Here is a 14,686-nt window from a genome sequence, read left to right as displayed (position 1 = left end):
TCTCATTAATCATCTGATGGTTTATTAAACAGAATGATGTATACCGTGTAGACCTCAAATCCCAAAATGTAGGCTGGTATTCATAGGTTAATATATTGTTTTAAAAGAAATATATTGCCTTTATGAACACCATGTATACCTTGAGGGCAAATTCTTTAAAACGCATCCACACTTTTCGCGTTGTGCACCCCTGTAATTTCATTAACATCGTTTCATAAATCGCAATTTATTATTTGATTGTTGCGATTAATGAAACTTTAACGATCGCTTTACCAGGGGGCATCATGAGCAAGGTTAACGTTAAGCCCGTTCTGCTGAACGGGGAACAGATTCAGGCTCTGAAAACCATTCAGGAGAGGGAGCGCCAGAAGTCGGGCATGGGGATCGCGCCGTCAATCCATGCTGTTGCACGCAAGGTATTTGATGCAGGGCTGTCAAAAATGGAGGCTGGCCAGTGAGCTACTCAATCAAAATAGGGAAACACAGCATCGAGCTGGCGGGTTATGCCGGTAAGGTTGTTGCGCCAAATACTCAGATGGCCGCTTTATTCCGTGGTATGGCGGGGGAACTCACCAGCCTGAGGACAACGGCGCAGCAGGCCGAAGCCGAGGCGGATTTGCTGGACGTTATCCGCAACGATCCGGATCTGAACGAACAGGCAAAAAACCGCAGGGCAGGTGAAGCCCGGAACCCGGACACGCTCAAAGACTTTACCCGCGGTGTGGCAGCCGTAAGCGAGCAGGCCGCAAACATTCTCGATTACCTGAAGAATAAGCTCGCACCGGTTAATCCCCTGGCATCTGATGATGTTCAGGGATTCATGCGTGACAGCGAAATGCGCCAGGCATTCGCAAGGCTGGATCGCCGCAGCCAGGAAAAAATGCTGCTGTCGATGCACAGTGGAAAGCATCAGGAGCTGGCGGACGCCTTACTAAGGGCGCACGCTGTGTGTTCGGGACTCGATACGGAACAGCTAAAACGTCTCGGCTTCTCCCGTATCGCATCGGAGAACGGGCAGGTGATTAGCGCAGTTGCCGATCTGGTCGACGCGGTAAGGAAAGATGTCGCACAAATTACAGCTGTCCGAACCTGGTATAACAATCTCGTGTACGGGAAGAACGACGATCCATCAGACGTACAGCCCCGCATGACCGGCCTTGACCAGTTAAGCGAACATGTCAGCGCGATGCTCAAAGGCAGCCAGCGGCAGACACATTCAGAAGAGAAGCAGGCCGCCTGAGGGCGGCTTTTTTCTGACCGGAGGGAAACATCACGATGCTATTAAGTAAATCAGCCTACGCCAGGCATATGGGCGTCAGCCGGCAAACTGTTTACGGCTGGATAGCCCGCGGTGAAATTGTAATTTCAGGCGATAAAGTGGATGTCGAAGCATCGCAGGCTAAACAAAATTCTGCTGGTGCTGGTGCTGGTGCTGGTGCTGGTGCTGGTGATCGTCACAATGCAATGACGTGGGCGCAGGCCGCCGCGTGGGTATGGGGGCATGACAGCGGTAAAGAGCTGCCGGCTGATATTAATGCTGGCCAGCGAATAGAGGCAGCAGCCGCTGAGCTGGGTTTTGATGTTCAGCACGAGCCCGAGGAAGAATTGCTGATCCTCTTCCGGTTGGATGAAGAAACCCACAGCTTCTATGGCAAAGATCACATGGCTGGTGGTCTGCGTTTCCTGCGTTCCGAGCTGGCCTATGTGGCCGCAATGCATCCCGACACCCAGGATGACTGGAGCGATACAGGATTAAAGGCACTCTGTCTGCTGGCAGGTGAGAAACTGTAAACCCCCCGGTCAAACCTAACCCCTCTAACTTGACACTTTTTCGTGAAAAACAGGGAAAAGTGTCAACCCAACCTAACGGATCCTAACGCCTACGAACAGCAGCTACAGCAGAAGTGTAAAGGGCTGGCGTTGAGATTTGTTGAGCCTTGGCTGTTAGCTTTTGTTAATCCTGATGCGAAGCAGGGCAGGTGTCAGCCTGTTATGGTTTGTTATGCCTTACTAGGGAAAACTAGGGGGAAAGTGTCAACCGCTACCGCTTCAGAAAACTTCAGGCACACGAACTCGTGAAGGGGAGGTGTCAAGCACTCCCCCTTTGCAACCATCCTCGAGCCTCTTTCAGATCGCTGTTCTGGTTTGCCCGGACGCTGGCGTTCAGATTGAGTTGTCAAAAGTTGTCACCCACCGGCAGCGCCAGCGGGGATTTTTGGCAGAACGCGCTCTAAGTTACAGTTGCTTCAGTCAGTAATTTAGATATATTTAGAATAACTTTTAACCATTCTAAAGCTTGTTCTAAGCGACCAAGTTGATTGTCTCTGATGATGTAGAGCACTAGAAGTGTCTCTTAGTGCTCGAATCGTTTATCGTGCATCATAGCTATGAAACTCTCATCATAATGTCTTGTTAATAATTAACAGCCTTATGATAACGTCATTTTAAAATAACGGGATTTGATTAAATGGCAAAGCAATTTATGTTGATGGAACCAAAAAATGAGAATTTTAATGAATTAATCGGTGGGCCTAACAAATATATAGTGCCTAGATTCCAGCGAGACTATGCATGGGATGTAGGACAATGGGAGGATTTATGGGGAGATATAAATTCTCTTGATGATGAAGGTTTTCATTATATGGGCTATATTGTCCTACAACAAAAAGAACAGTATCAGCATGAAATTATAGATGGGCAACAACGCTTAGTTACGTTATCGATTATAGTTCTGGCTGCAATGAAAGCGATCAAAACTTTAATTGATAACGGGGAGGATGTTCAGGGCAATACTGAGCGACTCGATGGTATAACTCAGAATTTTGTAGGAAGTAAGAACTTCGTTACGCTTAAAGTAATTAATAAATTAGAACTAAATAGAAATAATAAAAGTTATTTTCAAAGAATGTCATCTCATTTAGAGGCTCAAAACTCTCGCGGTATAACATCAACTAATAAATTGATACGCAAGTGTTTTGACTTTTTCTGTAAGAAAGATTACGGCAAAACAGGTGCGGAGATTGCTCAGTTTATTGCAGATTTTTCTTCAAGTATGATTTTTACAAAGATAATTGTACAAGACGATCTTAATGCCTATAAAGTTTTTGAAACTTTGAATGCGAGAGGGGTCCAATTGTCTACTCCGGACCTACTAAAAAACTATTTGTTTTCAATTGTGACGAAAGATGATCAAATCGGAGAAGAAGAGCTCAACGATTTGGACGAACAATGGTCAGAAATGATTGTTCAACTTGGAGAGAGCAATGTTTCTGATTACATTAGATATCACTATAATTCACAGAGAAGAATGGTTACTAAGAACAACCTTTTTTCCTCAATGAGAAAAATATTAACGAAACCGGAAGAAGCGTATCAGTATTTGAAGTCATTAATTGACTACTCACCTATCTATGCATCATTGATCAATCCCAATGATGCATGGTGGGGGGATCAAGATGTGAAATACAGAAATGTATTGCACTATCTTAATGGTATTAGATTGTTTAATATCAAGCAACCACTAACAATATTCCTCGCTGCCTTTGGTAATTTTTCTCCAGAAGAGTTTGTTAAGCTCGTAAAATATATATATATATTATCTATTCGGTATAATATTATCTGCCATTTATCACCTAGTGAACAAGAGAATATTTATAATCAAATCGCGAACAAAGTTTATAATCGAGAGTTCTTAAGAGCTAGTCATGTGAAAAATAGCGAAGAATTTAAACGTTTGTATCCTGATGATAATGCTTTCTTTAATGCTTTTGAATTTCATAGAATGCCAAGTAGACAAACAGCGAAAAAAATACGCTTTTTACTTTCTGAAATTGAAGGCTATTTAGGTAATCCATGTGATTATGAAAAAACGACATTAGAGCATATTTGCCCTTATCATCCAGAGAAAGATTGGAACGAATCTTTTGGTGAAGGAATTAATGATGTAAAAGATAGACTTGGAAACATGATCTTAATGGATAAAGATAATTTAAAACGCTCATCCTTTGAAGAGAAGAAAAAAGAATATACAAAATCCGGATATAAGTTGGCCTTAAAAGTAACAGAATATGCAGAGTGGAATTTAGAATCTGTCAATGATTTTCAAAAGTGGATGTCACAACAAGCAGTTAACGTTTGGAAGGTTGATTAGTCTCTGTAAAAACATCAACCGTGCTGGCGGGCTGTCTATTAGGCAGCCCGCAACATTTTTTACTGTCAGAGTTCAGACGGGATCTGATTGGGGGTACTTTTGGGGGTACCTTAGAAAACTTAATGAATATAACTCACTGAAAATCAATTGGATGTTTAGCGATGTTATGTTCCTATTATCGCACCACTCATATCACATACTTACAAAAGATTTAAATAAACTACATTCTCCTCTTGTACTGTATTTGTGACATTGCGGTCAATAATCGCGCCAATTTTGCTAGCGAGCTTGGGGAGATGACTGGCGGAAAGGTGAGCGTATCACTGGACCATTTCGATTGACTCCCATCGAACTATTTCCTGCAACAATTCCAGATTGATGATGTTCGAGCGGCTTAAGCCAGTAGAAAGCGCAAACTCTACGACTGACTTAAGCGGCTCCGGACATTCATCATTCAACCTTCTCGCCTCATAAGGTTCAAGCCGTCTGATACGTTTGTTCTTCGGTTGAGGAACTTTGAGGATTGAATCGGCACGGATCTAACAGACACCCGTAGTCATTTAAGATGACTTAAAGAGAGGTGCCCATGAGAGGTAGGCGTTATCCTGAAGACTTTTAAAATGAAGCGGTAAATTTCTTTACTGACTGAACGTCAGTAGCGTAACGGCCCACTAGCTAGCTAACGTAGCTACAGCGGGCATGGAGAGCGTAGTAGTTAGAGTAAGCCATTGAATACTTCAAACGTGATCCATATGTTAAATTTTCTTGAAAAAAATTAATTCTTGGTCATAATCTGCACACAAAATGTTAACATGTGTTTAATGCAATTATGGATCAACAAAGAGAATCCTGGCCAGATGCAATTCGCGCTCTTGCGTGTTTAATGGTTATCATCTTGCACAGTTCTGTGTGGTATGTGGTTTCATATGGAAAAATCCCACTTTCTGACTGGATGTCAGGGAATATAGTTGATTCGTTTGTAAGACCCTGTGTGCCGCTATTCTTTATGATTTCAGGTTATATTTTTCTTGGAGAAAAGAAAGTAAAAGCCAAGAATATATTACGAATTCTGTATTGTCTTTTATTTTATAGCGCGCTGTGCATAATTTATATGTTAGCTACCGACCGCTATAACCCGACAGAAAGAATATTAAATATACTTTCTAAGCCAGTATTTTATCACTTATGGTTTTTTTATACTTTAGTTGGTTGCTACATACTTTTCTCTTTCCTTAAGGTTAGGGATGTTGGAAAATATAGTGCTATAACTATATTATTGGTTGTGTTTGTTCTGTTAAATCCGTTCACTTCTAATTTATTTAAATTCATCGGGATTAGATATTACGGAACTTTTCTTATAGATGGTGGATTCATCTATAATTTTATATATTGTGTGTTGGGGTATTTTTTTGGAAGAATGGACACAAAAAGAATTGGAGTTTTGACTCCAGTTGTAGGGTATCTTATTTTTTCAATGCTTACAGCATACTTTATTTACTTGCAAAGTGATAATTTCAACAAGTATGTTGGTAATTTTTACAGCGGAAGTTCTCCTTTCGTAATGGGCGCCTCGCTGTGTATTTTCATTTTCTTGAAAAACTATTACTCAGATCGTAGTGTAAATCCAGTCATAAAATTGATATCAGGTGCATCATTACCTATTTATGGTGTTCATGCCCTGGTTTTAGATTATTTTGTAATGAGAGGTTATCGATCTTTAGATAAACCAGTATTGGATATGTTTTTAATGTCAATTTCCGTTTTCTTATTATCTTTACTAATAGCATTTTCAATAAAGGCAGTTGATAGAAATAAACTGGTTTCATAACAAGATAAAATCCTAGGGGAGTTTGATTCCCCCATTTTATTTAAACACATATCTTTTAGTGCCATTTATCCATGTGATATTTATCCCTGTATGGTGGTAAATTTAATATCGATCATTAGAAACTACTGGTGGTATATTATTTGAATAAACTAGAAAAATTATTTTCTCGTCCGGCCTGGAAGGTCGGGTAGCTGATTATCGGATGATGACATTCTCCAGCACCAAAGCCTCGGATTGAGTTAAAAGGTATTTACGGGATGAATAATAACACCTGATTTTTGTAAGTGAATAGCCAGAGCTAAATATGTGAGTCCGTGAGGGATCACATATTTAGCTGGTTGAGTAAAGAGATCATTCCAGGCCGTGCTTAATTTTGCTGTCCACCTGAGGCTGTGGTTTGCTGAAAAGATATCCCTGCACCAGCTCGCAACCCAAAGCCTGAAGGCGCTCAAGCTGCTCTTCGGTCTCAACACCCTCGGCAATAACACCCATGTTAAGGCTTTTAGCCATCCCGGTAATAAGTTTTACAATATTAAGCGCATCGTCTTGCGTAGATATCGGATTGACAAAAGATTTATCGATTTTGATTTTATCAAAATTCAGTTCACTGAGTCGTGAGAGCGACGAGTAACCCGTGCCAAAATCATCGATGGAAATTCTTACGCCCAATGAGCGTAGCTTTTTGAGAATGGTAATAGGGTTATTTCTGTCGCTGAAGAGTGATGACTCTGTGACCTCTAACTCAAGACGGTTAGCCGGTAGCCCGGTCTCTGTCAGAACGGACTGCACCGTACTAATAAATGATTTGCTGCCCAACTGGACAGGCGAGACGTTTACGGAGATCCTTGCCGGAACAGCCCAGGAGACCGCTTCCCTACAGGCCAGTTTGAGTACGGTTTTGCCTATCTCGTTGATCATGCCTGTTTTTTCAGCAGCGAAAATAAAGCTATCAGGTGAGAGCATTCCTTTTACAGGATGCATCCAGCGAATCAGCGCTTCATAGCCGTAAATTTCCTTGCTGATGGAATTCACAATAGGCTGGTAATAAACAATAAACTCATTGTTCTCTATCGCCTTGGCCATATCGTTTTCAAGCGTTCTGCTCTCCTGCAACTTTTGAAGCATTCGCTGGCGGAAAACTTTAATCTGCTGTGAGCCTGCCTTTTTGGCCTCATAGAGCGCCAGATCGGCGAACTTATAAAGATAATCAGCGCGTCGTTCATTATCTGATAAAACAATGCCCACGCAGGTGGCAATTTTTATAAGCTGGTTATTAATTGTGTAGGGCTTGCTGATATTCTCGCTGATTTCTCTTGCGCGCGAAACGGCTTCGCTTTCGGTTAATCCGCTGGCTAAAAAAGCAAACTCGTCTCCGCCTAAACGGTAAAAGGTGTCTGAAATACTGCTCATGGCGGTCAGTCGTCTGGATACCTGGCGTAACAGTAAGTCGCCAGCATCATGACCATAGGTGTCGTTGACCTCTTTGAAGCGGTCTAAATCAAATAACATCACCGTGACGGGGATATGATTTTCCTCGGCCTCAAGATTAAGTTTGCTGAGGTCATCCCAGAAGTAGAGGCGGTTTTTCATGCCGGTGAGGGAATCATGGTAAACGTCATACTCCAGTTTTGAATTCTGAACCTGTAGGGTCTCTTTGGATAACTGGAGTTCCTCTGCCAGACTTTCAACCTGCCTGTGCGCTTTCAGAATATTTTTATTTTGATAAATTGTTAAAAAGCCCAGAATAATACTCAGAATGATCAGCAGTAAAGAGAGAGCGGAGTAAATATAATACAGGATCTGTATTTTATGGTTGGTGCTGTTAATCGTGCTAATATCTTTCGTTAACGCGCTTGATGATAGCTGGCTGAGCGGAGCATCCAGTAAATGCATGGTATGCAGGTATGTTTTTACGTCCGAATGGCTCATTTTTTCGAGGTTACCATCCAGATAGGCAAGTATTTGATCGAGTCTTAACGCGAGGTCTCGATGCGCCTGAACGTTTTTAACGTAATGCCCTAAATCCCCCTCCTTAAACAGATCGTTCTGGCTTAGCATAATTTCCAGGCGCATGCGGACCTGGTCTATCGTAACGTCGTCGGAATCGGTTGCGTACAGACCAAGCCATGATTCAAAGCGATAATATTCGGATACCAGTTGGGCGACAGACCATGACTCCGTGTAATGAGTCAGTTTTTGGAGCTCCTGCTGTCGATCGTAAACCAGAAAAGCAATATATCCAGTCGTGATAAAAAGAGAAAAAATGATACCAACCAGTATCCTGTTCATTATGTTCTCCTGAACTGCTATTCAATCTTCATCTTGCTGACCTGCCATGCCGAGCGCGAGTAATATATTTGGTTATTTAATTCAGGAAGACTGTCATAAGGATATACGATGAATGCCGGGCCTTTATCGCGAATGCGCATATATTCGCCATTAACCTTTAAAGCGAGTATGGCATTGTATTTTTTGAAGTCGCTGAGCGGGATGGCTGTCGCGTAATCATTAAGCGCAATAACATTGACTACGTTACCCTTGGCACCCACATAATCCATGAGTTTGCTCATCGGAACACCCTCAAACTTAGTGCGGCCATTGTACCAGGGAGATGACGTCTGGAAGCTCACCATACCGAGTTTTTCAAGGCTGGCGATATCAAACACGGCTTTTCCACTTTCATTCGTGTTCTCAATATTCCCGTAAATGGTTAAAATGGGTTTACCAGCAGGTTTTGGCAACTCAGCAGCCAGGGTGACGCTTTGCACTAAAAAGCAGCACAGCAGTAGGATTAATCGCATTTCAGCCTCCACGTTTTATCATAAGTATAAGAATTATAATTTAGTTATCCTACTAGTTTATATATTTTCTCTCCCCCCACGTTTATCCATCATGGGCAGGATGTAAAAACGCCACCCGTCGGGTGGCGCAGGGGTATTTAACGATTATTTGGCTGAGCAAAAAAAACGTTCACACGGGGAAAGATATAAATCAGAGTGTCAACAGGATGGATTGATGGTGCGCCGGTCCATACACTCGTTAGCCCGCCTCCAGCATCCCAAAGCTGACAATCCGCGAGCGCCCCAGCTCTTTCGCCCGGTAGAGCGCAACGTCCGCCGCGCGCAGCAGGTTATCGCCCTGGGCGTGCTGCGGATAGCTGGCGATCCCGATCGACACATCCACCGGGCCAATCTCCGAAAGCCCGTAGCGCAGCGAAAGCGCATGCACGCCGTTGTAGATCTCCGTTGCGGCGGCGTGCGCTGCTTCCTCATCCGCACCGGTAAGAAGCGCGAGAAACTCTTCGCCACCGTAGCGGAAGGCCAGCCCGGTATCATGCACCGTCCGTTGAATAATGGATGCCACGCTTTTGATCACCAGATCGCCAGCCTCATGACCAAAGCGGTCATTAATGCTCTTGAAGTGATCGATATCAATCATCAGGCAGCTTACCGGCTCCTCGTTACGCACGGCCTGCTTCATTTGAGTACGTAACGTATCTTCCAGATGGTGGCGATTACGCAGCCCCGTCAGGGGATCGAACAGGGCTTTTTCCAGCAGCGCATCGCGCAGCCGCTGGTTGGCCAGCGCCAGTCCCAGCGCCTCGGCCATCAGTTCCAGATAGGCGCGGGACGGCGCAGTTTCAGGCGTGATGTTCTGGAATGAGAGCAATCCAATCGCCTCGCCCTGAGCAATTAAGGGAACGCACAGCGATTGCTGTGCCTGTGATTCAGGCAGATGATAACAGCCGATATCCGGCTCGCCATTCACCGGCGGATGGCTTTGGCCACGCCGGACGGCCCAGCATTCGTCAGGATGGAACGGCTTTTTATCCCCTTCGGGCGACAGCCATTCGGCCGCACAGCGCATCTGCCACGGATCGCGTTCCAGAATATACAGACGCCCGGAAACGCCCGGTGCGATATTGGGCGCAAACAGCTCCGCCACGTTCATCACGTCGGCAAAGTTTTCACAGCCCTGCAACCGCTGGGTCATTCGCGCCAGCAGTTCGCGGATGGCCCAGTCAGCATCGCGCTCTTTTTCCAGCCGCTGCCTTGCCAGACCGTTCTCACGGAAGATACGGATGGCCTGCGCCATATCGCCGATTTCATCAACCTGGGTGAAGTTCGGCGTTTCGACGGCGTAATCCTGCGATGCCAGACGATGAACCACGTCACTCAGACGCACCACCGGACGGAGTACGCGGCGCTTGAGGATAAAGCCCATCACAAACAAGAAGAGCAGGGCGGTCAGGCCGACCATCACCTCCGAGGCAGTTCGAAGCGTTTTGGACGTTTTGGTTGCAGCCTGCACGTCGGCAATAATGCGCTTGTCCAGCAGCATGCGAAAGCGTTCGATATTGTTGTGTGCCCGTTCGAGTTCCCGCTCATAGCTCTTACCAAAAAGCAGCGCAACGGCCTGCTGTTCCTCGCCCCGTGCGATGCCGTCAATGGCTGACTGCTGTTCATCCTGGAGTTCGTCTACAATTTTCAGTCCGTCGTACAGCAGCGCCAGCTCTTCACCCGATGCCCCGGTGTTTTTGAGCTGTCGCAGCGTGTGTTCAATATTTTTCAGCTCGGCTTCTTTCGCCTGGTATTTCTCAAGCACCTCGGGCTCTTTTTGGATGACGTAAAGTCGCGCCAGATCGGAGAGCATCCAGGTGTCTGTCTCGATCTCCTCCGTCAGCTGATCGAAAACCTGGCGTTGTTTAACGGCTTCACGTTCGATGTTAGCGGCATGGGAAGCCAACAGCATGACGATGCCGGAGGCAATGGTCAGGCACACCGTGACGCCATAAGCCCAGTTTGTGATCGTGGCGATTCGCACCTGTTGGTTTCCTCTGCGACAAAAATGAAAGAGCGTTCATTCAGATTATAGAAAACCGCTGATTTATGGCGAAAAAAAAGGCGACCTGGGGCCGCCTTTCAGAACGTCTGCTTTAGAGATCCGGAGGGTTTCTTCCCTCTTCGATAAAGTCTGCGTCAAGCTCCTCGGCATTGCCTTCGTGATCGCGCCCGGAGAAGAGGTTCCAGCAGGCGATAAACAGGGCGGCAATCAGCGGCCCAATCACAAAGCCGTTAATCCCGTACAGCTCCATACCGCCCAGCGTGGTGATCAAAATCAGGTAGTCCGGCATTTTGGTGTCTTTGCCCACCAGCAGCGGACGCAACAGGTTGTCCACCAGCCCGACGATAATGACGAAGAAGCCCACAATGAACAGGCCCTGCCACAGCTGGTGGGTGGCGAACAGGAAGATGGCGGCAGGAACCCAGACGATGGCCGACCCGACGGCAGGCACCAGAGAGAGGAATGCCATCAGCGCGCCCCACAGTACGCTGCCGTCAATACCCACGATGGCAAAGGCGATACCGCCGAGCGTACCCTGAACCACCGCCACGACCGCCGTGCCTTTTACCGTGGCGCGCGACACGCCGACAAACTTAGCGAACAGGTGCTGTTTGGCGAAGTCAGACAGCGGCAGCGAGTCGAGGATCTGGCGCACCAGATACGGCCCGTCCTTCAGCAGGAAAAACAGCAGATAGAGCATTATGCCGAAGCTAATAGCAAAGCCGAACGTTCCTTTACCAATCAGGAATGCGCTGCCCGCCAGATACTGCCCGCCCTGTAACGCGACATCAGAAAGTTTTTTCTGGATCTGCGCGGCGTTGGTGAGGTTGTGATCCGCCAGAAAGCCGCTGGCCCAGTCCGGCAGGCGGTTGAAGATACCGGCGATCACTTCCGGGAACTGCGTATTGTTCTGTTGCAGCTTGGTGTAAACCATGTTCAGTTCCACCGCGAGCGATGAAAGGATCACCATCAACGGAATAAACACAATCAGGCAGATAATGCCGAGAGTGAGGAGTGAAGCCAGCCCGTTGCGATCGCCCAGCGCGGTACGCAGTTTGTTTTTCACCGGGTTGAAAATGATGGTCAGGATCGCGGCCCACAGAATCGCCGAGAAATAGGGAGACAGCACGTCAAAGAAGGCCCAGGTGACAAGGGCCAGGATAAGAATAAAGAAACCTTTGGTCAGTCCGTTAAAGCGCATAGTAAGTCCTGGTGAGGAAGAAACTGTGTCGACTATAGAACTGATTTAGGGATTTACCAATAATTGCGCTGAAGTCGCGGCGGGTGGCTTTTTGTTAACAATCGCGGTATAACACCTCTTCTTTGGATGTTTAGATGTCCATACGTTTAGAAGGTAACATGCAAACACAACAAGAAAACGGGCAGCTTAAGCGCACCATGAAAACCCGCCACCTGATTATGCTTTCGCTGGGTGGCGTTATCGGCACAGGGTTATTCTTCAATACCGGATACATCATTTCGACAACCGGCGCGGCGGGCACGCTGCTGGCGTACCTGATCGGTGCGCTGGTGGTCTGGCTGGTGATGCAGTGTCTGGGCGAACTTTCCGTGGCGATGCCGGAAACCGGCGCGTTTCACGTCTATGCCGCCCGCTATCTCGGCCCGGCGACGGGGTATACCGTGGCGTGGCTCTACTGGCTCACCTGGACGGTGGCGCTGGGATCGAGCTTTACCGCAGCCGGGTTCTGCATGCAGTACTGGTTCCCGCAGGTTCCCGTCTGGACGTGGTGCGTGGTCTTTTGCGCGGTGATTTTTGGCCTTAACGTGATTTCCACGCGCTTTTTTGCCGAAGGGGAATTCTGGTTCTCGCTGGTGAAAGTCATCACTATTGTCGCCTTTATTATTCTCGGTGGCGCGGCCATCTTTGGCTTTATCCCGATGGCGGACGGCTCTGCCGCGCCGGGGCTGAGCAACATTACCGCCGAAGGCTGGTTCCCGCACGGCGGTCTGCCGATCCTGATGACCATGGTGGCGGTCAACTTTGCCTTCTCCGGGACGGAACTTATCGGCATCGCGGCAGGGGAGACGGAAAATCCGCACAAGGTCATTCCGGTTGCTATTCGCACCACCATCGCGCGGCTCATCATCTTCTTTATCGGCACCGTGTTTGTGCTGGCGGCGCTGATCCCCATGCAGCAGGCTGGCGTGGAGAAAAGCCCGTTCGTGCTGGTGTTTGAAAAGGTCGGCATTCCCTATGCGGCCGATATCTTTAACTTCGTGATCCTGACGGCGATCCTCTCGGCGGCGAACTCGGGCCTGTACGCCTCTGGCCGTATGCTGTGGTCCCTGTCTAACGAGAAAACGCTGCCGCGCTGCTTTGCCCGCGTCAACAAAAACGGCGTGCCGCTGACGGCGCTCTCCGTGTCCATGCTGGGCGGCGTGCTGGCGCTGTTCTCCAGCGTGGTCGCGCCGGATACGGTGTTTGTGGCCCTGTCAGCCATTTCCGGTTTTGCGGTGGTGGCGGTGTGGATCAGCATCTGTGCGTCGCACTTCGTGTTTCGTCGCCGTCACGTGCAGTCCGGCCAGCCGCTATCCGCGTTGCAGTATCGCGCGCCATGGTATCCGCTGGTGCCCGTGCTCGGCTTTATTCTTTGCCTGGTCGCCTGCGTCGGTCTGTGGTTTGACCCCAGCCAGCGAATTGCCCTTTATTGCGGGCTTCCGTTTGTCGCCCTGTGTTATGGTGCGTACTACCTGACCCGAACTCTGACTACGCAGGAGCCTGAACATGTCGCAGAATAATCCGCTTACCGCCCTCCTTGAAAAACAGCCGTTTGTGGTGCTGGATGGGGCGATGGCAACGGAGCTGGAAGCGCGCGGTTGTAACCTTGCCGACAGCCTCTGGTCGGCCAAAGTGCTGATGGAAAATCCTGAACTGATCCGCGACGTGCACCTCGACTACTACCGCGCGGGCGCACAGGTGGCGATCACCGCCAGCTATCAGGCGACACCCGCAGGCTTTGCCGCTCGCGGGCTGGACGAGGCGCAATCTCGGGCGCTGATCGGCAAAAGCGTAGAGCTGGCGCGTAAGGCGCGCGAGGCGTATCTGGCGGAGAACCCACAGGCGGGCACGCTGCTGGTGGCGGGTTCCGTTGGGCCGTACGGCGCGTATCTGGCCGATGGTTCCGAGTATCGCGGCGACTACGTGCGTAGCGCTGAAGCATTTACCGCCTTCCACCGCCCCCGCGTGGAGGCGCTGCTGGATGCGGGCGCGGATCTCCTGGCCTGTGAAACGCTGCCTTCGTTCCCGGAAATCAGGGCGCTGGCCGCGTTGCTGATGGCGTATCCGCGCGCCCGGGCATGGTTCTCATTTACCCTGCGTGACAGCGAGCACCTGAGCGACGGAACGCCGCTGCGGGATGTCGTTTCTGCGCTGGAAAGCTACCCGCAGGTTGTCGCGCTGGGGATTAACTGTATCGCGCTGGAAAACACCACGGCGGCGCTGACGCATCTGCACAGCCTGACGTCGCTGCCGCTGGTCGTCTATCCGAACTCCGGGGAGCATTACGATGCGGTGAGCAAAACGTGGCATCACCATGGTGAAGCCTGCGAAACGCTGGCGGGGTATTTACCGCAGTGGCTGGCGGCGGGCGCGAAATTAATTGGCGGATGCTGCCGGACCACGCCGAAAGATATTGCTGCGCTGACGGTTCAGCGCTGAGGTCTTTGCCGGGTGGCGGCTGCGCCTTACCCGGCTTACAAATTGCACGAACCGTAGGCCGGGTAAGCGCAGCGCCACCCGGCACAAACCAACCGCACAAAATTCACTATCCTTTCCCGCTTTTTTTCTAAAAACGAATCGTCATTAACGATGCTTTTTTATTCCTTTATCAAAATTCTTGCGC

Annotated in this window: 11 protein-coding genes and 1 pseudogene; 7 read left to right on the top strand and 5 right to left on the bottom strand. The window is 48.3% G+C overall.

Features of this window, described 5'->3' with window-relative positions:
- Positions 1-284 precede the first annotated feature (284 nt).
- The 4 genes from N5C09_RS05875 (at position 285) to N5C09_RS05860 (ending at position 4,150) form a co-directional block, all read left to right on the top strand.
- The gene (locus N5C09_RS05875; RefSeq protein ID WP_014830800.1) at positions 285-458 is read left to right on the top strand and encodes a hypothetical protein; all 174 of its coding nucleotides are present in this window, start codon (positions 285-287) and stop codon (positions 456-458) included.
- The gene (locus tag N5C09_RS05870) at positions 455-1,240 is read left to right on the top strand and encodes a hypothetical protein (protein ID WP_047737890.1); all 786 of its coding nucleotides are present in this window, start codon (positions 455-457) and stop codon (positions 1,238-1,240) included. The genes N5C09_RS05875 and N5C09_RS05870 overlap by 4 nt, the downstream gene beginning before the upstream one ends.
- A 35-nt stretch (positions 1,241-1,275) precedes the next feature.
- A complete protein-coding gene (locus N5C09_RS05865) occupies positions 1,276-1,791 on the top strand; it encodes a DNA-binding protein (protein ID WP_279748638.1) in 516 nt (171 codons plus the stop codon).
- Between the two features lie 676 nt (positions 1,792-2,467).
- Complete coding sequence (locus N5C09_RS05860) at positions 2,468-4,150, top strand: DUF262 domain-containing protein (protein ID WP_087703414.1); 1,683 nt, start codon at positions 2,468-2,470, stop codon at positions 4,148-4,150.
- 200 nt (positions 4,151-4,350) lie between these two features.
- Here the strand turns inward: N5C09_RS05860 and N5C09_RS05855 are convergent.
- Positions 4,351-4,674, bottom strand: a pseudogene (locus N5C09_RS05855) (hypothetical protein); the annotation flags it as partial.
- Between the two features lie 290 nt (positions 4,675-4,964).
- On the opposite strand from N5C09_RS05855, the gene N5C09_RS05850 reads away from it, so the two are divergent.
- Positions 4,965-5,978, top strand: a complete 1,014-nt coding sequence (locus N5C09_RS05850) for an acyltransferase family protein (RefSeq protein WP_279748637.1) — start codon at positions 4,965-4,967, stop codon at positions 5,976-5,978.
- A 351-nt stretch (positions 5,979-6,329) separates the two neighbouring features.
- On the opposite strand, the gene N5C09_RS05845 is transcribed toward N5C09_RS05850, so the two are convergent.
- The 4 genes from N5C09_RS05845 to N5C09_RS05830 all read right to left on the bottom strand — a co-directional run bounded on the left by N5C09_RS05845 (position 6,330) and on the right by N5C09_RS05830 (position 12,024).
- Positions 6,330-8,267 carry a bifunctional diguanylate cyclase/phosphodiesterase gene (locus tag N5C09_RS05845; protein WP_204643812.1) on the bottom strand — a complete coding sequence of 646 codons (1,938 nt, stop codon included), beginning with the start codon at positions 8,265-8,267 and terminating at the stop codon, positions 6,330-6,332.
- A gap of 17 nt (positions 8,268-8,284) precedes the next feature.
- Positions 8,285-8,779: a molybdopterin-dependent oxidoreductase gene (locus N5C09_RS05840; RefSeq protein ID WP_063869143.1), complete on the bottom strand. Its 495-nt coding sequence runs from the start codon at positions 8,777-8,779 to the stop codon at positions 8,285-8,287.
- 238 nt (positions 8,780-9,017) lie between these two features.
- Positions 9,018-10,802, bottom strand: coding sequence for a diguanylate cyclase (locus tag N5C09_RS05835; protein WP_279748636.1), 1,785 nt, complete (start codon positions 10,800-10,802; stop codon positions 9,018-9,020).
- A gap of 112 nt (positions 10,803-10,914) precedes the next feature.
- Complete coding sequence (locus N5C09_RS05830) at positions 10,915-12,024, bottom strand: AI-2E family transporter (RefSeq protein ID WP_063451743.1); 1,110 nt, start codon at positions 12,022-12,024, stop codon at positions 10,915-10,917.
- A 158-nt stretch (positions 12,025-12,182) separates the two neighbouring features.
- Here N5C09_RS05830 and mmuP point away from each other — a divergent pair, with 158 nt between their 5' ends.
- Both mmuP and mmuM read left to right on the top strand, forming a co-directional pair.
- Complete coding sequence (gene mmuP, locus N5C09_RS05825) at positions 12,183-13,583, top strand: S-methylmethionine permease (RefSeq protein ID WP_279748635.1); 1,401 nt, start codon at positions 12,183-12,185, stop codon at positions 13,581-13,583.
- Complete coding sequence (gene mmuM / locus N5C09_RS05820) at positions 13,570-14,502, top strand: homocysteine S-methyltransferase (RefSeq protein ID WP_279748634.1); 933 nt, start codon at positions 13,570-13,572, stop codon at positions 14,500-14,502. The genes mmuP and mmuM overlap by 14 nt, the downstream gene beginning before the upstream one ends.
- The last annotated feature ends 184 nt before the right edge of the window (positions 14,503-14,686 follow it).

This window comes from Enterobacter sp. GD03975, assembly GCF_029838645.1.
Classification (GTDB): domain Bacteria; phylum Pseudomonadota; class Gammaproteobacteria; order Enterobacterales; family Enterobacteriaceae; genus Enterobacter; species Enterobacter quasihormaechei.
This window is presented reverse-complemented; position numbering and strand designations above follow the sequence as displayed.

Bases quoted from the DNA above. Each gene is read 5' to 3' on its own strand.
- N5C09_RS05865 (WP_279748638.1), top strand. From the start codon at position 1,276: ATGCTATTAAGTAAATCAGCCTACGCCAGGCATATGGGCGTCAGCCGG.
- N5C09_RS05875 (WP_014830800.1), top strand. From the start codon at position 285: ATGAGCAAGGTTAACGTTAAGCCCGTTCTGCTGAACGGGGAACAGATT.
- N5C09_RS05840 (WP_063869143.1), bottom strand. From the start codon at position 8,779: ATGCGATTAATCCTACTGCTGTGCTGCTTTTTAGTGCAAAGCGTCACC.
- N5C09_RS05860 (WP_087703414.1), top strand. From the start codon at position 2,468: ATGGCAAAGCAATTTATGTTGATGGAACCAAAAAATGAGAATTTTAAT.
- mmuP (WP_279748635.1), top strand. From the start codon at position 12,183: ATGCAAACACAACAAGAAAACGGGCAGCTTAAGCGCACCATGAAAACC.
- N5C09_RS05845 (WP_204643812.1), bottom strand. From the start codon at position 8,267: ATGAACAGGATACTGGTTGGTATCATTTTTTCTCTTTTTATCACGACT.
- mmuM (WP_279748634.1), top strand. From the start codon at position 13,570: ATGTCGCAGAATAATCCGCTTACCGCCCTCCTTGAAAAACAGCCGTTT.
- N5C09_RS05830 (WP_063451743.1), bottom strand. From the start codon at position 12,024: ATGCGCTTTAACGGACTGACCAAAGGTTTCTTTATTCTTATCCTGGCC.